Genomic DNA, 18,862 nt, shown 5'->3' with positions numbered 1-18,862 from the left:
CAAAGATTATGCCGTGATGAACGTTGTGATTTTGTTAATAACCTTTTGGTCTCCCAGGATTCGTCGATGTCCAAGGCCTTCGGTTAAATAGAGTTCACTGTTTTTTAATTGTTTATTAATTTCCTCGGCACATTTATAATGTACATCAACATCATTTTTATCATGAATTACCAAAGTAGGAATATGTACACTTTGTGCTGAAATCGCTCCGGAATAATTATCCATATTTTGCCCGAATTTCTCATCAAAGTGTGCTTTCATAAGATACGCAACCTCTTTGTCCATATGAAGGTTTTGTACAAATTCCTGTGTAATTGCGGTAACGCTATTAGCTGTTCCAATAATTACTGCTTTTTCTGAAGAGACTCCTTCCTTTAGCGCTTTTAAAGTAGACATTCCGCCTAAAGAATGACCTATAATTGTATAAAATGGACCATGTTTTTTACTAAGAAAATGGATCGCTTCGATAAAGTAAGGCATCATACTCATTTTACCTGAAGCTTTCCCGTGGGCAGGAGCATCAAAACTAATGGTACTAAAACCTTCCTTAAGTAGAGCATCGGCAATTTTAGAAAGTTGTGTGCCACGACCGCTCCAGCCGTGTACCAACAAAATTTTTTTATCACTTTCGCCATATTCGTAAACCACGATTTCTTTCCCGCTTTTAGTTAATATTAGCTTGGATTGCTTCGTATTTTGATCCATGTCTTTCTCACGCTTTGGCAACTTGTATTTTAAAGGAGTAAGAAATAATTTTCCGGCAAATTTACTTGCCAGGTAAGGTGATAGCCAGTTTAAGATTTTACCAGTATACAAGATGTACCAGGGTAATAATAATTGCTGAATCGGGGTTTTATCTTTGTGTTTTTTTGCCATTCTATTTATAAATACTTGCAATATAGATCTTAAGATTCTATAAATTTAGAAGCTTTTTTGAAAGCCATAATTTGTTAAATCCTACTTAAACAAAACTTTTAAGCGACTTGGCTTTTGTAATTTTAACAAAACTAATCTAATTAACTATGAAAGTAAAGAAGTGGATAATAGTTCTTTTTGTTGCTGCTTTAACAGTAGTCGCCTGTAAAGTAAATCCTTTCACAGGACAAAAGAATTTAAATTTTGTAAGTAACGATCAATTATTTCCGGCATCATTTCAGCAATATGAAGCATTTTTGGATAGTAGCAATGTGGTTAACGGTACTGCCGAATCCAGAATGGTACAAAGAGTTGGTGAAAAAATTAAAACAGCGGCAGAGCGATATTTAAATGCAAATGGATACCAGGGATTTTTGGATGATTTTAGATTTGAATATAATCTTGTTCAGGATAATCAGGTAAACGCATTTGCAATGCCAGGTGGAAAAACCGTGGTTTATACTGGTATTTTACCAATCACTCAGGACGAAACCGGTTTGGCTGTAGTAATGGGGCACGAGGTAGCTCACGCATTGGCAGATCATGGAGCACAACGAATGAGTGCTGCACAGGTACAACAATTGGGAGCAGTCGCCGGAACTGTTGCACTTAGCGGTAAAAGCCAGCAAACACAACAAATCTTTGCTCAGGCCTATGGTATTGGATCTCAGGTAGGAGTGATGTTACCTTTTAGTAGAGGGCATGAGTCTGAAGCAGATAGAATTGGCCTAACCTTAATGGCCATTGCTGGTTATAATCCAGATGAAGCCGCAGACCTTTGGAGAAGGATGCAACAAAATAGTGGAGGAGCTTCTACTCCAGAATTTTTAAGTACACACCCTTCAAATCAAACGAGAATAAATAATCTTGAAGCCTGGGCTCCTGAAGCAGAAGCTGAGGCCAGAAAATACGGAGTAACTAGCTTCCAATAAGATTTTACAAATAAATAAATTGAAAAAGCTGCACTATTAGTGTAGCTTTTTTATTTTTAGTCCATGAAAAATCTTCCAAAGGGTAGTAAAAAACTACTTAACGCATGGGCATTTTACGACTGGGCGAACTCGGTTTATAGCCTGGTGATATCTTCAGCAATATTTCCTATTTTTTATGGGGCACTTACAATTATAAAAGATTCTGAAGGAAATATTATTAATGATAAAGTCCCATTTTTAGGATTCGATTTGAATAATGATACTGTAATTTCTTATGTAACCGCGGCAGCTTTTCTGGTAGTCTCTATACTTAGTCCGTTTTTATCCGGGATTGCCGATTATGTAGGGAACAAAAAGAATTTCCTTAAGTTTTTCTGTTATCTAGGTGCTTTATCCTGTATCGGTCTTTTTTGGTTTAACCTTGAATTTTTGTGGTTTGGCTTACTTTGTTATTTTCTGGCTTTAATTGGTTTTTGGTCGAGTTTGGTATTTTACAATAGTTATTTACCAGATATCGCTTTCCCAGAGCAACAGGATAAAATAAGCGCAAAGGGTTTTTCGCTAGGTTATATTGGTAGTGTTATTTTATTGGTTCTTTGTTTATTAATGATCCTTAAATATGAACTATTTGGTTTTGAAGATGAAGGATTACCAACCCGACTTTCTTTTGTGCTAACCGGAGTATGGTGGATTGGTTTTAGTCAGTACACCTATTACTATTTACCAAAAGGGACTAAAAAAGCAAAACTGACTAAAAATGTGATGTTCAATGGATTTAAAGAACTTCGGAAGATTTGGAATTCTTTAAATCATAATCTTCAGCTTAAAAGATATTTAGGGGCTTTCTTCGTGTACAGTATGGCGGTGCAAACCATTATGCTTATTGCAACCTATTTTGGAATTAAAGAATTGGATTGGGGAGAACAGGACTCAACTACCGGGTTAATCGTAAGTATTTTATTGATTCAGTTGGTGGCTGTTTTGGGTGCAACGCTAACCTCTAGAATTGCAGCTAAGATTGGTAATATTAAGACCTTAATTTTTATAAATATCATTTGGGCGCTTATTTGCGTTTACGCCTATTTTATTACTACGCCAAATCAATTTTACGTAGCCGCCGCCAGTGTTGGATTGGTAATGGGAGGGATTCAGTCACTTTCTAGGTCTACTTACTCCAAAATGCTTCCTGAAAATGCTATCGATACCGCCAGTTATTTCAGTTTTTATGATGTTTCAGAGAAAATTGGGATCGTAATTGGAATGATGATACATGGTGCAGTTGCTAACTATACCGGAAGTAGCCGAAATTCGATATTATTCCTGATCATTTTTTTTATCGGTGGAATTATTTTACTGATTAGAGTACCGAAGATTAGAAGTTAGATTCGCTTCTAGAATATAGAAAATAGAGTGTAGATCAAATAAGGAAAGAATAAGAATCAAGGTTTAAAATGCTCAATTTTGTATACTGAATATTCGGATGAATCAAGATGTCATCTCGACCTTGCCTCGCCGGCAGGCGAAATGGAGAGATCTTTTTTGAATTTGAAGTAGAATTTAGATCACTTGACTGTTAGATTGTCGATTTTAGACGGTGTATCGAAGAACAAGATTTAGTTAGCTTGAATGTTAAATGATCGATTTATTTTTCTTTTCAGCACTATCTGGAATTACATTAATTGCTAATTGCTAATTGCTAATTGCTAATTGCTAATTGCTAATTGCTAATTGCTAATTGCTGAATGCTGTCAACTCTTTACCATAAACTAAATCTAAAAAAAATCCCTCCTGTAGGGTAGAAGGGATTTTTATTCAAAAATTAAACAATAATTACCAGTATTTGGAATTAGTACTTTGAAATATCTCCAGATCCTGAAGTTTTAAAATTTTCTTTACTAGGATTACCCTTGTAAGAAATATCTCCAGATCCTGCGATTCTTGCATTCAATTCTTTTTCGGCATAAACCATAATGTCTCCAGAGCCAGATACCTGAGCGCTTACGATGTTTGCTTTTAATTTATAAGCGTCAAAATCTCCAGATCCTGTGACGTTACACTCTAATTCACTTGCAGTTCCTATTAATTGAATATCGCCACTTCCCGTAACTTTTCCGTCAATTTCATCAGCTTCAATTTCAATATTCATATCACCGCTTCCGGTAACCGATAGTGAAAAATCTCTCGCCGTAATTTTATCTTCTGTCCAGATATCACCGCTTCCGGTTAAATAGGCGCCTTCTAAATCTTCAAAAGGAACCGTTACTTTAATGGTTTTGTTTCGTGACGGACTTATATTCACGCCTTTCTCTACTGAAATTTTTAAGGTACCGTTTTTAACTTCTGTAGTGATGTATTCCTGTAAATTGCTTTCGGCTTCGATAGTTAAATTTCCTTCGCTTCCTTTTACTAGTGCAACATCCATAAAACCTACAAGGCTTACCACATCGTAATCTGATGTTTTTCGATTTTCGGTAACTACATTGCCGTTCCCTTTAATACTTTTATCGCTGCTCCACCATTGGGCGTTTGCTGAGGTGATGCTGATGCATAAAATGACTGCTGCTAAAATTGACTTTTTCATGATTTGATTGATTAATGGTTATATGCCGTTTGGCTTTTTTATTTTTGAAATTGTATAATTTTAATATTCTTTTCTAAAGCTAACACTACCATAGCTTGTGGTAATATTTATTGAATTTTGACTGTTTTGTTTGCCGTAATATCCTGAAATTTCTTTGCTGGTATTGCGATCATGGCTTTTTTGAATTTCAAGATCGTCGGTGCCTTTTACACTTCCGTAAGAGGTTTGTACATTAAAGGTGAAATCCATCTCGGCATCAAATCCCAGTTTAATTCCGGCATAATCTGTATCGATATTTACTCTTTTTACACCGTCGATTAATTTTTCGATAGAAATCGAACCATAATCCTGGTTTAGGCTCAGCGAGGTGAAAACTCGACCAATTTTGGTGCTCAGATAATCTCCATCAGCTTCCAGAACTTTTACTTTATCTACTCTAAAACTTCCGTAGTCACAATTGTATTTTAGGCGTTCTACTTTTTCAACTTTAGAGTCGGTATAATCTGCACTTATAACTAAGTTTTCAGCTTCTTCGATGGTAAATTCAGAATAATCGGCATCAATTTCCGCAGTAGAAATAAATCCGAAGTGAGAATTACGGGTGTAATCAAAATTCAGCATATTACGTGATCCTCTTAACTCGCCAATATCAACTTTTCCGTAGTCACAGGAGATATCTGTATTTCCGTTCACTTTATCAATATAGATTGCGCCGTAATCATTATCGATCACCATATCGTGGTTTACCGGTGCTTTAATTACATAGTTAATTTCCATATTAATGCCATTGCCGCTACTAAATAAACTGCTCCACCAGGATCTTTCTTCTTTTTGATATCTGGTTTTTGCACTTACGCGGTTTCCATTTTGCTGAAAATCTACAGAAATGTCATCTAATTTTTTCTGAACCCTTTCCAGGTCGTCGCCACTAGTTTTAATAAATACCTGAATTACAATTCGGTTTTCATCCCAGGTAGAAATATCTACATTTCCGTAGTTATTATTAATATCCAGAATCCCTTTTTGCGATACTTTAAATTCTCTTTTTAATGTTTTCTCTTTGGTATGTCTACCTTCAGCATCCCCATTGGCAAAGCTTATTGCCGGCACCAAAAGCGCAAGGAATAATAATTTATATAATAGTTTCATTTTCTTGTGTGTTTAGTTGTTTAATAGTCTCAATTTGGTCTAGTACCTGGTTTAGCAGGTCAATCCTTTTTTGAAAGTTGTTAATCATGGCATAGATTACGCGTTTATCCTGGCCACTTTCTAAAAGATCTTTTTTTAGTTTGTTGTATTCTTTTTCTAAAGTTTCTAATTGTACCAATGCATCATTAATGATCTTATTGGTTTTTGGGCTGCGCTCTCCTTCTATAGATTTAAGCTCTCTTTCTATAAGTGTGCTATAGAAATCCTGAGTTTCTTTCATTTGTGGAGAAACTGCAGCAAGATCTGCTTCTTTTGCAAATGCAGGCGTATTAAAAACATTACCAAAAGCAATAAATGCAATGATAAGTGCGGCTGCTATACTGCTTAAAGGAATCCAAAGTTTTCTTAGTTTTCCTTTTTTTGGAAGCTTATCTTTTTGTTGCCGGTTAAGTTTTTCAAGAAATCGATCTTTATGTCCAGAATCTGGTTCAGAAATATCAAAGTTCAATCCCTTTAGATCCTCAAAGAATTCGTCATTTTTCATCTTTCAACATTTTTTTTCTTAAACTTTCTTTAGCTCGGGAAATGGTTGTCCTGCAATTGGCATAAGAAATATTTAAAATATCGCCTATTTCTTCATAATCATAACCTTCGATTAAGTGAAGTGTTAGGCAGATCCTGTAATTTTCTTTAAGCTCCTGCATGGCTTTTAAAACCATTTTCACTTTTTTATTTTGAGTATCGGTAGTAGTTATTCCCTCATTCTCGTCTGTTTCGTTTTTTAGATAATCCTTATAGCTTACTTCTTCGTATTTCGATTTTTTATTGTGGGCATTAATACTGTTGTTTACCACAATTCGCTTTAGCCAGGCGCCAAAAGAAGCTTCAGCTTTAAATTGATCGATCTTTTCGAAAGCACTTAAAAAAGACTCTTGCATAATGTCTTCGGCCTCGGCACTATGGTGTACGATTCGCAAAGCAGTATTGTACATAGCTTTGTAATACCTGTTGTAAATCTCCATTTGCGCACGCTGGTTTCCCTGCCGGCAGTCATTTACAAGATCGTTAATATGTGTGATGGTTGATTGCAAAAAAATATCTTGTTTCTAGTATAAAGATAGGGGGAGTTTCTGTTTGTTACAGTTTTTTAAAATTATTTCAGAAAAAATATGCTGGCATAGGAATTGAAACATCTAATAAGCAACAATTTTAACTACCTGTAATCTAGTATTTGCAGGTATAGAGGTCTCAAAACATATTGAAATAAACAAACTGAAATGACAGTTTGACTTTTAAAGATAACTTATGGCTAAAACAAAATTCACGGATATTGACAGTTTGTCATTACAAGGTATAAATGAAGATGCAGAGTTGATACCGTTAATGACGCCTGAAGATGAAGAGGAAATAAATAAAGAAAAATTACCTGAAAATTTACCAATATTACCTTTAAGAAATACGGTTCTTTTCCCGGGAGTAGTGATTCCTATTACTGCTGGAAGAGATGCTTCGATCAAGTTAATTAACGAAGCAAATAATAATGAAAAGATCATTGGTGTTGTTTCTCAGAAAGATGAAGAGGTAGAAAATCCGGGAATCAAAGACATTAATAATATAGGTGTTGTAGCTAGAATTCTTAGGGTTTTAAAAATGCCCGATGGAAATACAACAGTGATTATACAGGGTAAAAAGCGTTTTAATATTACTGAAGTTACCCAGGAAGAGCCTTTTATGAGGGCGAATGTTGAAGAAATTCCTGAAACAAAACCAGATGCTGAAAATGAAGAGTTTGGGGCAATAATCGATGCGATTAAAGATTTAGCGCTGCAGATTATTAAAAGCAGTCCTAATATACCTTCTGAAGCTTCTTTCGCCATTAAGAATATAGAAAGTAATTCTTTCTTAATCAATTTTGTGTCTTCTAACATGAATCTTTCAGTAGAAGAGAAACAAAACTTACTAGCGACTAACGACCTTAAGGAACGTGCTTTAGCGACCTTGAAGTTTATGAATGTTGAAAATCAGAAACTGGCACTTAAAAATGATATTCAGTCTAAAGTGCAGAGTGATATGAGTCAGCAGCAACGCGAATACTTTTTGCACCAGCAAATGAAAACCATTCAAGAAGAATTGGGTGGTGTTTCTCATGAAGATGAGATCGAAGAAATGCGCGTACGAGCTAAAGACAAGCATTGGAGTGAAGATGTACAAAAGCATTTTGAAAAAGAGCTTTCAAAAATGCAAAGAATGAATCCTCAGGTAGCCGAATATTCTATTCAGCGTAATTACCTGGACTTATTTCTAGATCTTCCTTGGGATGAATTCAGTAAAGATAAATTTGATCTTAAGCGAGCGAAGAAAATTTTAGATCGTGACCATTACGGTTTAGATGATGTAAAACGTAGAATTATAGAATATCTGGCAGTTTTAAAACTGCGTAATGATATGAAGTCTCCTATTCTTTGTCTTTACGGACCTCCAGGAGTTGGTAAAACCAGTTTAGGAAAGTCTGTAGCCGAAGCTTTAGGAAGAGAATACGTTCGAATTTCTTTAGGTGGTTTAAGAGACGAAGCTGAAATTAGAGGACATCGTAAAACCTATATAGGTGCGATGCCGGGTAGAATTATCCAAAGTCTTAAAAAGGCAGGAACCAGTAATCCTGTTTTTGTTTTAGATGAAATCGATAAGCTAAGTATTGGTAATGCCGGGGATCCTTCTTCTGCATTATTAGAAGTTTTAGATCCGGAACAGAATAGTGAGTTTCATGATAACTTTTTAGAATTAGGTTTCGATCTATCTAAAGTGATGTTCATTGCAACTTGTAATAGTTTAAATACGATTCAGCCGGCATTACGTGATCGTATGGAAATAATTAATGTTACTGGTTATACGATCGAAGAGAAGATCGAAATCGCTAAAAGACATTTACTTCCGAAGCAATTAAAAGAACACGGATTAACAAAAGATGATCTTAAAATTGGTAAAGCCCAGCTAGAAAAGATCGTTGAAGGTTATACACGTGAATCTGGTGTTAGAGCGCTAGAAAAGCAAATTGCAAAAGTAGTTCGATACGGTGCGAAAAGTATCGCAATGGAAGAGGAGTATAATGTAAAAGTGACTAACGAAGATATTATCGAAATTTTAGGTAGTCCTCGTTTAGAGCGTGATAAATATGAGAATAATGAAGTTGCCGGAGTAGTTACCGGATTAGCCTGGACGCAGGTTGGAGGTGATATTCTTTTTATTGAATCAATTTTATCGAAAGGAAAAGGAAATTTAAATATTACCGGAAACCTTGGTAAAGTGATGAAAGAATCGGCTACCATCGCGATGGAATATATTAAAGCCAACGCTGATACTTTAGGTATTGATTCAGGTATTTTCGAAAAACATAATGTACATATTCACGTGCCAGAAGGTGCTACGCCAAAAGATGGTCCAAGTGCGGGTATAACAATGCTTACTTCTTTAGTTTCTTTATTTACTCAGAAGAAAGTGAAGAAAAGTATAGCCATGACGGGAGAGATCACCTTAAGAGGGAAAGTGCTTCCGGTAGGTGGAATCAAAGAAAAAATTCTTGCCGCTAAAAGAGCCAGAATTAAAGAACTTATTCTTTGTAAAGAGAACGAACGTGATATAAATGAGATCAAAGAAGAATATTTAAAAGGTCTTACTTTTCATTACGTAAATGATATGAGCGAAGTAATTGATATCGCAATTACTGATGAAAAGGTGAAAAATGCGAAAGAATTATAATTGCAAAATTATACCAGAAAAGCCCTGAAGAAATTCGGGGCTTTTTTGTTTTAAGCATTTTCAAATCTCTATTTTTGTAGAAACTTCAACTAAATGACCAAAAAAATTACTATTGCCATCGATGGGCATTCTTCAACAGGAAAAAGTACGGTAGCCAAACAGCTAGCTAAAAAGTTAGGCTATATTTATGTAGATACTGGTGCCATGTATCGTGCAGTTACGCTATATGCTATGCGAAAAGTAATGGTTACTGAAGATAAAGTAGACATAGAAGCCCTACTTAGACATTTAGCTTTTATAAATATCAAGTTCAAATTTAATGAAGATCTTGGTTATGGAGTTGTTCATTTAAATAAAGAAAATGTAGAAGAAGAAATTCGATTAATGGAAGTTTCTAATAATGTGAGTAAGGTTGCTGCAATTCCTGAAGTTCGAGAAATGCTGGTGGCCCAGCAGCAGGAAATTGGTAAAGAAGGTGGCGTTGTAATGGATGGTCGAGATATTGGGACAGTGGTATTTCCTGATGCCGAATTAAAATTATTCATGACGGCTTCTGCTGAGAAAAGAGCAGAACGTCGTTATAATGAGCTGAAAGAAAAAGGCAATAATGTTAGTTACGAAGAAGTCCTTAAAAATGTACAGGAGCGTGACCATTTAGATTCTACCAGAGAAACTTCTCCTTTAATAAAAGCTGATGATGCTATCGAGATCGATAATTCAGATTTGAGTAAAGAAGAGCAATTCGAAAAGATTCTTTCTCTAGTAAAAGAAAAAACCGACGCCTAGAATGGCCAAAATCGATAAAACCTCTGAAGAGGGAATAAGTAAATCGGTACTTTATTTAATGTCGGCTGGTGCAGGATTGGTGGTTGCCAACAATTATTACAATCAGCCTTTATTAAATTTAATGGCGAAAGATTTTGGAGTATCAGAGTCGGCCGTAAGTAATATTCCGCTTTTTACCCAATTAGGCTATGCTTTTGGATTATTATTTATTATTCCGTTAGGCGATAAATTTCCGCGGAAAAAAATGGTAATGATCGATTTTATTTTCATTATCGCCAGTCTTTTAGTGATGGCTTTAGCGCCTAGCTTACCAGTTTTAGTGATCTCGGGTTTTTTTGTGGGATTCAGTTGCGTAGTACCACAGGTTTTTGTTCCCATGGCCGCGCAATTAGCAAAACCGGAAAAGAGAGGAAGCGCAATAGGGATCGTGATGAGTGGTTTGCTAATTGGAATATTGGGAAGCCGTTTTATAAGTGGTTTTGTGGGAGAATATTTTGGTTGGCGGGTGATGTATTTTATCGCTGCCGGAATTATGCTTATTTTCTGGGGATTATTAAAGCTGAAATTACCTGAATTACAACCTAATTTTTTTGGGACTTATAAAGAACTCATGCAATCTTTATGGGGATACTTTAAAACTGAATCTTCGGTAAGACTAGCCGCACTTCGAGGAGCATTAGGATTTGCCGGGTTTAGCGCTTTTTGGACCACTTTGGTTTTTTTAATGGAAGAAAATTTTAACTACGGAAGTGGGGTAGCAGGTACTTTTGGTGTTTTAGGAATCGCAGGTGCATTGGCGGCAAGCTTAATTGGGAAATTGAGCGATAAAATGAATAAAAATAGATTGATCATTATTTCAACAATATTAATGATCGTCGCCTGGGTAGTTTTTGAGTTTTCCGGCTACTCAATTATAGGACTTGTTATCGGAGTGATTTTGGTTGATATGGGTTTACAATCTTTACATATTACGAACCAAAATATTATCTTTTCCAGAAATCCAGATGCAAGAAACAGAATCAATACCATTTATATGGTAGGTTACTTTATTGGTGGCGCATTGGGAACAACTACCGGAGCGTATGCCTGGGAGTTTTTTCAGTGGCAAGGAGTAGCATCTTTAGGCTTAATTTACAGCGTTTTGATCTTAATTTTTCACCTTCTTTTCAAGAAATCTTTAGCTGAAGAAAATTAAGTTTTTAGTAGGTTTGAAAATATTAAAATTAGTTGTATTTTTGCACTCCTTTTTGGCAAAAGAACGGAAATGCAGAAGGGCTTGAAAATCAAAACGTAAAACATCTTCTTAGTTTTATTTTGCTTAAATGTTTCCGATAAACTTTGAATACAAATTTTAATCAGCAATTATTATGGCTGAAGAACAAAAAGAACAGGAAGTTCAGGAAGTAGCTGGGATGGCTACAGCATCTCAACCAGAGGTAACTGAGCAACAAGCTAACCCTGAAAAATTCCTAAAAGAATTTAACTGGCACAACTACGAAGAAGGAATCGACCCAATCGCAGATGATAAGCTAGAAGAATTCGAGAAATTAGTAGAAGAAAATTTCGTAGACACTCTAGATGATGAGGTTGTAAAAGGAAAAGTAATTAATATTACTGATCGTGATGCAATTATCGACATCAACGCGAAAAGTGAAGGTGTAATCTCTCTTAACGAGTTTCGTTACAACCCAGATCTTAAAGTTGGTGATGAGGTAGAAGTTTTAATCGACGTTAGAGAAGATGCTACAGGTCAGTTAGTTCTTTCTCACCGTAAGGCTCGTGTTATCATGGCATGGGATCGTGTGAACAAAGCACATGATGAAGGTCTTATCGTTAACGGTTTTGTTAAGTGTCGTACTAAAGGTGGTATGATCGTAGATGTATTTGGTATTGAAGCTTTCTTACCAGGTTCTCAAATCGATGTGAAGCCAATTAGAGATTACGATGCTTATGTAGGTAAAACAATGGAATTCAAAGTTGTGAAAATCAACCACGAATTCAAAAACGTTGTTGTATCTCATAAAGCACTTATCGAAGCTGATATCGAAGAGCAGAAGAAAGAAATTATTGGTCAGTTAGAAAAAGGTCAGGTATTAGAAGGTACTGTTAAGAACATCACTTCTTACGGTGTATTCGTTGATCTTGGAGGAGTTGACGGACTTATCCACATTACTGATCTTTCTTGGTCTAGAATCAACCATCCAAACGAGATTGTAGAACTAGATCAAAAACTTAACGTTGTAATCTTAGACTTTGATGAGGCTAAGACTAGAATCCAGTTAGGTCTTAAGCAATTACATAAACACCCATGGGAAGCTCTAGATGAAGAGTTAAAAGTAGGTGATAAAGTAAAAGGTAAAGTAGTTGTAATCGCAGATTACGGTGCATTTATCGAAGTTGCTGAAGGTGTAGAAGGATTAATCCACGTTTCTGAAATGTCTTGGAGTACGCACTTAAGATCTGCTCAGGATTTCGTAAATGTTGGTGACGAGGTTGAAGCTCAAATCCTTACTTTAGATCGTGACGATCGTAAAATGTCTCTTGGAATTAAGCAATTAACTCCAGATCCATGGACAGATATCACTTCTAAATATCCTGTTGGATCTAAGCATACAGGTGTAGTTCGTAACTTTACTAACTTTGGTGTATTCGTAGAGTTAGAAGAAGGTATTGACGGACTTATCTATATCTCTGATCTTTCTTGGACTAAGAAAATCAAACACCCATCAGAATTCTGTAATGTTGGTGATAAACTAGAAGTAGTTGTATTAGAATTAGATGTTGAAGGACGTAAACTAAGTTTAGGTCACAAACAAATCGAAGATAACCCTTGGGATAAATACGAAACTGAATTTGCTGTAGGTACAACTCATACTGCTGCAATTTCTGAAATCGTAGACAAAGGAGCTACTATCGATTTTAATGAAGATATTACTGCATTTGTACCACAAAGACACCTTGAAAAAGAAGACGGAAGTAAACTTAAGAAAGGTGAAACTGCAGAATTCCAAATCATTGAATTCAATAAAGAGTTTAAACGTGTTGTAGCATCTCATGCTGCTATCCACAGAGAAGAAGAGCAAAAAATCGTTAAGCAAGCTGCTAAAAAAGCTGCTGCACAAAACAGCGAGAAAACCACTATTGGTGATGTAAATGCAGATCTTCAGGCTCTTAAAGATAAAATGGAAGGGAAATAATCTTTTCAGTTTATAAAGCTAAAAACCTCCTTTTTAAGGAGGTTTTTTTATAATGTCATTTTTCGTAGCTCTTTGTTATAAAATTACTTCAACTGGTAATCCAGAATTTGCTTTTTCCCATTTTGCATAGAAATCAAAGTCATTTTGTCTTCTTCAGTAGAAAATAATAATCTTTCCTTTTCAGTAAAAGACGACGAATCTAAAGTTTTGGATTTCTCATTAAATTCAAAGTGAATATAAAGATCATCGTTTTGTTTTTCAGTATAAAATTTTCCTTCAGCAGTAATCGTTTCTGTGGCTGTCATTCTCTTTTTTAAAAATGTACTATCGGGTAAAAGAAGATAACTTTCCTGCCAGGCCATTTTTAGGCCTTTCTGTTGTTTGTTTTCTGAAGGGAAACTCATTTGCACCAATTCCCATTTCTGCGGAAAATTGTTAGGTGTGTGTAGCTCTGGATACGAAGGATTATTGATATTGCAGGAAAATATGCTTAAAAATAAGACAAGCCCTATGATGTATTTCATGATTGATGATTTGCGGTCTATATAATAGATAGCAAAAGCACCAAATGGTTGCGTAAAAAGTTAAATAAATCTAAAAATTTAGATGAAATGCTAATTTTGGTGATTTTGAAGCACAGTTTTTAAAGCTTTAATGGTAATTGGTTTTACAATATAATTACTCACGTTGTCGTATGATTTTGCTTTATTAATGTCGCCAGGATCTATAGAAGAGCTCACAATGTAAATGGTAATTGGCTTATCACTTTCAATTTTTATAAATTCTTCCAAAAACTCCCAACCATCCATCACTGGCATATTAAGATCAAGTAAAATGACATCTGGAAGCTCGGCTTCATTAGAAATAATGGCATTTAGGTGATTTAAGGCTTCTTTTCCGTTATGAAAAACCATAAAACCATTACAGAAATCGGCCAATTCCATTATTTTTTTTGCACTAAAAACGAATATAGGATCATCGTCTATAATGCAGGCAAGATCAATTTTCTTCATTCTTAAAGAGTATTTTAAATAGGGTACCCTGATTTACCTCACTTTCTACCTCTATTCTGGCACCAATAGCTTCAATTTGATTTTTGGTGATAAACAATCCAATCCCTCTGGAATCTTTATGCCTGTGAAAGGTATTGTACATTCCAAAAAGCTTATGGCCGTGTCGCTGTAAATCGATTCCTAGTCCGTTATCTTCAATATTAAGGATAATTTCTCCGGTAATATCGTCATTTTCAGAATACAATTTAATAAAACTATTTCTTTCTAGAGAGCGGTATTTAATTCCGTTGGTTATAAAATTGAGTAAAATACTATCCAAATAAGCTGGGATTCCCTGTATAGTAATGTCTTTATCAATATTATATTCAACATTAACTTGACCATCCATTGCTAGGGCACTGGTGTTTTCTACAGCATTTTCTACAAAATCTCTTAAATTACATTCATTTAAGTTTTCTTTTACTGAAGTATTTATAACCACAACCTCATTAAGATGTTCTATAGTTTCCCTAAGATTTTCGCTTGCTGTTCCTAAGAGTTGTATAATTTGATTTTCATTTAATTCTGGATGTTCCATATTAAATATATCCAGAAGAGATGAGAAATTACTTGAATGGCTTCTTAAATTATGAGAAACGATATGAGCAAAATTTCTTAACCTCTGGTTTTGATCTTTGGTAACTTCCAGTAAACTCATAATTTCATTTCTAGCTTCTTTTAGATCTGTTATTTCTAAAGCAGCATGTAAGTAACCTATTAACTGGTTGTTTTCAATAATAGGAGTTATGGTTAGTAAAACAGGAATTTTATTTCCATTTGCATCTATATAACTCCATTCCCTTGTAGTACTTTTTCTGTTCTTAGCTTCAAAAATTAAAGCATCATATTCTTTAAGTTCTACCTGAAATTCGTTATTTAAACTAACAATTTTTTGTTCTAGCTCGGTAGTCTCATGGAATATTAAAACAGATTTCTTTTTTACATTTTCTGGGCTGTATCCTAAAAGATTTTGTGCACCACGATTAAAATCTGTTATATATCCTTTTTTGTCTGTAGCAATAAAACTAACCTTAGTACTGGCTGCCAATAAAGCTTTTTGGTGTGCCAGGGTTTTATTTAGCTGTTGCTGCGCTAACTTCCGGATACTAATATTTTTAATTTGTGTAGTGATTAACAATGGTTCACCATTAGAATCTTTAATTAAAGACGCAAATATTAGTACATAGATCTTTTTATTCTTTTTAGATCTAAATTGAAGTTCTACATGAAAGTGATCTTCTTTTTTCTCTACAAGTTCATTAATAAGCTTTTTTAAACGCTTTTCATCTTTTTGATCTACCAGATCGAACAGTGATTTATCTAAAAGATCTTCTTGTGTATAATCTAAAATTGAACATAGACTTTTATTAACTTTTAAGGGTTTTGTTTTAAGATCACAAATAGCCATTCCTATGGCTGCATTTTCAAAATTTCCTCTAAAAGTTTCTTCGCTTAATTGCAGTTTTTCCTGCGCCAGGTTAAAAGGCGTTACATCATACATAGCTACAACAGCACCAATCACTTCGCCTTTATTGTCTTTAATTTGCGATCCGCTAACCGATACAAATCGATCTTCGGCATTTTTAGGCCTAATTTTTATATTTGGATTAGTAATTTTACCTGTTTTAAGTACCTGTATTAAAGGAATCTCATCTGTATTAAGTTGAGTTTTACCATCTAGGTGGTAAAGCCCATAATAATCTGGAAATTTATTAGGATCGATGTTGGTTACAGGTAAACCATGCCATTCTCTAGTTGTTCTATTAAAAAGCGTAAGTTCTCCATCAGCATTACAGGAAACAATCCCTACTTCTAAAGATTCTAAAACCGTTTCTAAAAATTGCTTGCGATTTTCGCTAATCTTTTCAAGTTCTTTAATATGGGTAATATCTGTGGTATGGATTATAATTCCACCAATTTTTTGATCATTGGTATACCAAGGCCGCATAGACCATTTTATATATCGATTTTTACCAAAACGATCTACAAATTGTTCTTCTTCTCTTTGCGCAGATTCTCCTTTCAATCCTCGAGCATGAATAGCTCTCCATTCTTCCTTAACATCAGGAAAAAGATCGTAATGATATTTGTTGATAATATTTAAATCTTCAACCTGATAGTCTTCTTTCCACTTTTTAGAAGTTACTATATACCGCATCTTTGTATCGAACATGGCGATAGCAGTTGGTGCTTCCTCAATAAATTTTTGGCTTCGTTCTGTTTCTTTTTTTTGCTGAGTAATTTCTTCATGATATCCCGTCATCCATTCAGGTTTACCATCTTCTGTCCAGCTAACTACTTTTCCACGATCTGCAACCCAAACCCAATGTCCTTTTTTGTGGCGCATTCTGGCTTCGGTTTTATATACTTTGGTCTTTCCTTCAAAATGTTCGTTAAGTATTTGCTGGCATCTATCAGAATCTTCGGGATTTGCAAGTTTATACCAGGTACTAACAGAAGTAGGTCTTAACTCTTCCAGATCATAACCTAAAATCTTAGCCCATTGCTCGTTAAAAATAGTTTCCCCGGTTTGTACATTCCATTCCCATGCGCCTATCGCCGTTCCTTCTAAAACATGTTCGTAACGCTTAACCTGTTCATGTAAATTAAGATCTGGTTTTTTGAATTTTGTAACATCTTTTACACCGGCAAGAATTCTTTGTTTTGAATTTTTTGTGCTGAAATTTATAAACTCACATTCTAGCCATAAAACATATTTGTGGCTGTGAACAAACCTAAAAGTGAAATTTTTAGGCTGTTGTTCACAAATATCTTTTGAAATTATAAGTTCTTTAAATTGAGAGAGATCTTCTGTAAAGATCAATTCAGTCCAATCTTCAAAACGAAGCTCACTGTCATTTTTAGAAGTATAGCCAAGTAGTTCAAGAAGTTTAGTTGAACAATAAAAGGATTGACCACTTTGGCAATCTAAAATGAAGAATCCATCTAGCGCATATTCCTGTAAAAACTTAAAATAAGCTTTATCCTCAACAATAGCTTCATATAATTCATCATTCAGGTAACTAGAATTACCTTTCCTTGGGGATTTTTCTGTGTATTTAGGGCACATTACGTATTAATAGGGGCTTAAAAATACATAAAATATAATTAGGGGGTGCTTTTTTTTAGAATAATTTAATCAATTAACCTGTGGTTTAATAATTCAAAAACTTAATTCAATTCCTTCTAGGATTCTTTAATATTATAAGATCATGAGAGATCAAATTTGATAAGCTCTTTTTATATATATAGGTATAACGAGATTTCTACCTTAAAACTGTCACTTAAAAACCAATTGAATTTACCGTAAAGTTGATTACCATGCTTCTTTAAAGCCATTTTCCAAGGCTTCTTTATACGTTTCAAGACTAAAAGTATAAAGATTTGGCGCCTTATGAGCACCGCCTTTTCGCGTTTCTTTTAGTTTATTAAGAATACCGTATTTGGTCATTTTTCGATAAAAATTTCCACGGTTTAGAGGTTTGTCAAGTATAATTTCATAAAGCCTTTGTAACTCTGGCATTGTAAACTTTTCTGGTAATAGGTTTAAACCAACAGGACGATAGTTAAGTCCTTTTCTAAGCTCTAGTAAGGCTGTATTAAAAATCTCTTCGTGATCCATCATTAGGCTAGGCAACTCATGTACGTTTTTCCATTCACATCCATCAGATAAATCGTCTACCCTTGGCTCTACCTTAGCAAAGTTTATTAGTGCATAATATCCAACAGAAATAAATCGTTGTTTATGCCAAAGATCATCAGGGAATTCAGCAAAAAAATCTTCATTCCGGTTTGGCTTACCAAAAGTCTTAAATTGATTTAAATAAATTTCTTTAGCCCCGGTTCTTTCATTTAAAATTCGGTTAGCACTTTCATCCAGGCTTTCATTCTTTCCTAAATAGCCACCGGGCAGTGACCATTCGTCTTTATCTTTTAATTTTACCAATAAGACTTTTAAAGAAGAAGTGTCAAAACCAAATACTACGCAATCGATAGAGATGCTTGGTAAACTTTTTTCTTTGTTTGATTTTGAATCTTTGTCTAAGATCGCAGCTAATTCCGATTTCATTGAAACTGATTTGATTATCAAAATTACATTTAGATTTTAATTAATCAAACTTTAATTTTGATAAAATATGATAATTAGTAAAAATAATGTTTGCAAAACCTATAAAATTTCATTTTTTAAGTGTTTAATAAACATTAAATAATTCTAAATTATTCATTTTCAAACGTTCATAAAAAATCATTTTATCCTTTTTTTTGTGTTATTTGTCGATAATTTGATTTTTTTTATAAGAAAAGTTTTATTTATTGAAACTTATATTTTAATATTGTCTCGAGATGAAGCATTGATTACATGATTTATCTTATAATATCATTCATTTTTGGTTAGGTTGGTATGATATTAGAAAACTGGTTAGTTGCGAAAAGGGATGCATTGCATCCCTTTTTTAGTGGCAACGCCAAAGGCTATAATCCCCCCGAGGCTTG

Annotated in this window: 15 protein-coding genes; 6 read left to right on the top strand and 9 right to left on the bottom strand. The window is 34.5% G+C overall.

Annotation, left to right across the window (positions count from 1 at the left end; all coding sequences use genetic code 11):
- Window positions 1–6 precede the first annotated feature (6 nt).
- Window positions 7–876: an alpha/beta hydrolase gene (locus tag IIF7_RS16590; RefSeq protein WP_084842819.1), complete on the bottom strand. Its 870-nt coding sequence runs from the start codon at window positions 874–876 to the stop codon at window positions 7–9.
- A 146-nt stretch (window positions 877–1,022) separates the two neighbouring features.
- Here IIF7_RS16590 and IIF7_RS16585 point away from each other — a divergent pair, with 146 nt between their 5' ends.
- Both IIF7_RS16585 and IIF7_RS16580 read left to right on the top strand, forming a co-directional pair.
- On the top strand, window positions 1,023–1,847 hold the full coding sequence (locus tag IIF7_RS16585; RefSeq protein WP_084842818.1) for a M48 family metallopeptidase: 825 nt from the start codon (window positions 1,023–1,025) through the stop codon (window positions 1,845–1,847).
- A 63-nt stretch (window positions 1,848–1,910) separates the two neighbouring features.
- The gene (locus IIF7_RS16580) at window positions 1,911–3,230 is read left to right on the top strand and encodes an MFS transporter (protein ID WP_084842817.1); all 1,320 of its coding nucleotides are present in this window, start codon (window positions 1,911–1,913) and stop codon (window positions 3,228–3,230) included.
- Between the two features lie 463 nt (window positions 3,231–3,693).
- Here the strand turns inward: IIF7_RS16580 and IIF7_RS16575 are convergent, their stop codons facing one another.
- The 4 genes from IIF7_RS16575 to IIF7_RS16560 are packed head-to-tail and all read right to left on the bottom strand — an operon-like array spanning window position 3,694 to window position 6,668.
- Window positions 3,694–4,428 (bottom strand): head GIN domain-containing protein, encoded by a 735-nt coding sequence (locus IIF7_RS16575; RefSeq protein WP_084842816.1) that lies wholly within the window; start codon window positions 4,426–4,428, stop codon window positions 3,694–3,696.
- A 60-nt stretch (window positions 4,429–4,488) separates the two neighbouring features.
- Entirely contained in the window at window positions 4,489–5,577 is a 1,089-nt protein-coding gene (locus IIF7_RS16570) for a DUF4097 family beta strand repeat-containing protein (RefSeq protein WP_245801665.1), read from the bottom strand.
- Window positions 5,561–6,121 carry a coiled-coil domain-containing protein gene (locus IIF7_RS16565; protein WP_084842815.1) on the bottom strand — a complete coding sequence of 187 codons (561 nt, stop codon included), beginning with the start codon at window positions 6,119–6,121 and terminating at the stop codon, window positions 5,561–5,563. The genes IIF7_RS16570 and IIF7_RS16565 overlap by 17 nt, the downstream gene beginning before the upstream one ends.
- On the bottom strand, window positions 6,111–6,668 hold the full coding sequence (locus IIF7_RS16560) for an RNA polymerase sigma factor (protein ID WP_176218982.1): 558 nt from the start codon (window positions 6,666–6,668) through the stop codon (window positions 6,111–6,113). Before IIF7_RS16560 ends, IIF7_RS16565 begins: the two co-directional genes overlap by 11 nt.
- 214 nt (window positions 6,669–6,882) lie before the next feature.
- Here IIF7_RS16560 and lon point away from each other — a divergent pair, with 214 nt between their 5' ends.
- The 4 genes from lon (at window position 6,883) to rpsA (ending at window position 13,316) form a co-directional block, all read left to right on the top strand.
- Window positions 6,883–9,333 carry an endopeptidase La gene (gene lon / locus IIF7_RS16555; RefSeq protein ID WP_084842814.1) on the top strand — a complete coding sequence of 817 codons (2,451 nt, stop codon included), beginning with the start codon at window positions 6,883–6,885 and terminating at the stop codon, window positions 9,331–9,333.
- A 93-nt stretch (window positions 9,334–9,426) separates the two neighbouring features.
- Window positions 9,427–10,119, top strand: a complete 693-nt coding sequence (gene cmk / locus IIF7_RS16550) for a (d)CMP kinase (protein WP_084842813.1) — start codon at window positions 9,427–9,429, stop codon at window positions 10,117–10,119.
- Between the two features lies 1 nt (window position 10,120).
- Window positions 10,121–11,314 carry an MFS transporter gene (locus IIF7_RS16545; protein WP_084842812.1) on the top strand — a complete coding sequence of 398 codons (1,194 nt, stop codon included), beginning with the start codon at window positions 10,121–10,123 and terminating at the stop codon, window positions 11,312–11,314.
- Between the two features lie 172 nt (window positions 11,315–11,486).
- Window positions 11,487–13,316: a 30S ribosomal protein S1 gene (gene rpsA / locus IIF7_RS16540; protein WP_084842811.1), complete on the top strand. Its 1,830-nt coding sequence runs from the start codon at window positions 11,487–11,489 to the stop codon at window positions 13,314–13,316.
- An 83-nt stretch (window positions 13,317–13,399) separates the two neighbouring features.
- Here rpsA and IIF7_RS16535 read toward each other — a convergent pair whose 3' ends face one another.
- The 4 genes from IIF7_RS16535 to IIF7_RS16520 form a co-directional block, all read right to left on the bottom strand.
- On the bottom strand, window positions 13,400–13,840 hold the full coding sequence (locus tag IIF7_RS16535; protein WP_084842810.1) for a hypothetical protein: 441 nt from the start codon (window positions 13,838–13,840) through the stop codon (window positions 13,400–13,402).
- Window positions 13,841–13,930: 90 nt separating this feature from the next.
- Complete coding sequence (locus IIF7_RS16530) at window positions 13,931–14,329, bottom strand: response regulator (RefSeq protein ID WP_084842809.1); 399 nt, start codon at window positions 14,327–14,329, stop codon at window positions 13,931–13,933.
- On the bottom strand, window positions 14,316–17,438 hold the full coding sequence (locus IIF7_RS16525; RefSeq protein ID WP_084842808.1) for a PAS domain-containing protein: 3,123 nt from the start codon (window positions 17,436–17,438) through the stop codon (window positions 14,316–14,318). Before IIF7_RS16525 ends, IIF7_RS16530 begins: the two co-directional genes overlap by 14 nt.
- 246 nt (window positions 17,439–17,684) lie before the next feature.
- Window positions 17,685–18,437: an NUDIX hydrolase gene (locus IIF7_RS16520; protein WP_084842807.1), complete on the bottom strand. Its 753-nt coding sequence runs from the start codon at window positions 18,435–18,437 to the stop codon at window positions 17,685–17,687.
- Window positions 18,438–18,862: the final 425 nt, after the last annotated feature.

The organism is Zunongwangia atlantica 22II14-10F7, assembly GCF_002094855.1.
Taxonomy (GTDB): Bacteria; Bacteroidota; Bacteroidia; order Flavobacteriales; family Flavobacteriaceae; genus Zunongwangia; species Zunongwangia atlantica.
Note: the sequence above shows the minus strand (reverse complement) of the source record. Positions and strands in the feature narration are given on the sequence as shown.

What these genes read in the sequence shown, in the direction of transcription:
- IIF7_RS16590 (WP_084842819.1), bottom strand. Translation starts at nt 876, where the DNA reads ATGGCAAAAAAACACAAAGATAAAACCCCGATTCAGCAATTATTATTA.
- IIF7_RS16530 (WP_084842809.1), bottom strand. Translation starts at nt 14,329, where the DNA reads ATGAAGAAAATTGATCTTGCCTGCATTATAGACGATGATCCTATATTC.
- IIF7_RS16525 (WP_084842808.1), bottom strand. Translation starts at nt 17,438, where the DNA reads ATGTGCCCTAAATACACAGAAAAATCCCCAAGGAAAGGTAATTCTAGT.
- IIF7_RS16585 (WP_084842818.1), top strand. Translation starts at nt 1,023, where the DNA reads ATGAAAGTAAAGAAGTGGATAATAGTTCTTTTTGTTGCTGCTTTAACA.
- cmk (WP_084842813.1), top strand. Translation starts at nt 9,427, where the DNA reads ATGACCAAAAAAATTACTATTGCCATCGATGGGCATTCTTCAACAGGA.
- IIF7_RS16565 (WP_084842815.1), bottom strand. Translation starts at nt 6,121, where the DNA reads ATGAAAAATGACGAATTCTTTGAGGATCTAAAGGGATTGAACTTTGAT.
- IIF7_RS16580 (WP_084842817.1), top strand. Translation starts at nt 1,911, where the DNA reads ATGAAAAATCTTCCAAAGGGTAGTAAAAAACTACTTAACGCATGGGCA.
- IIF7_RS16570 (WP_245801665.1), bottom strand. Translation starts at nt 5,577, where the DNA reads ATGAAACTATTATATAAATTATTATTCCTTGCGCTTTTGGTGCCGGCA.
- IIF7_RS16520 (WP_084842807.1), bottom strand. Translation starts at nt 18,437, where the DNA reads ATGAAATCGGAATTAGCTGCGATCTTAGACAAAGATTCAAAATCAAAC.
- IIF7_RS16575 (WP_084842816.1), bottom strand. Translation starts at nt 4,428, where the DNA reads ATGAAAAAGTCAATTTTAGCAGCAGTCATTTTATGCATCAGCATCACC.
- lon (WP_084842814.1), top strand. Translation starts at nt 6,883, where the DNA reads ATGGCTAAAACAAAATTCACGGATATTGACAGTTTGTCATTACAAGGT.
- rpsA (WP_084842811.1), top strand. Translation starts at nt 11,487, where the DNA reads ATGGCTGAAGAACAAAAAGAACAGGAAGTTCAGGAAGTAGCTGGGATG.
- IIF7_RS16535 (WP_084842810.1), bottom strand. Translation starts at nt 13,840, where the DNA reads ATGAAATACATCATAGGGCTTGTCTTATTTTTAAGCATATTTTCCTGC.
- IIF7_RS16545 (WP_084842812.1), top strand. Translation starts at nt 10,121, where the DNA reads ATGGCCAAAATCGATAAAACCTCTGAAGAGGGAATAAGTAAATCGGTA.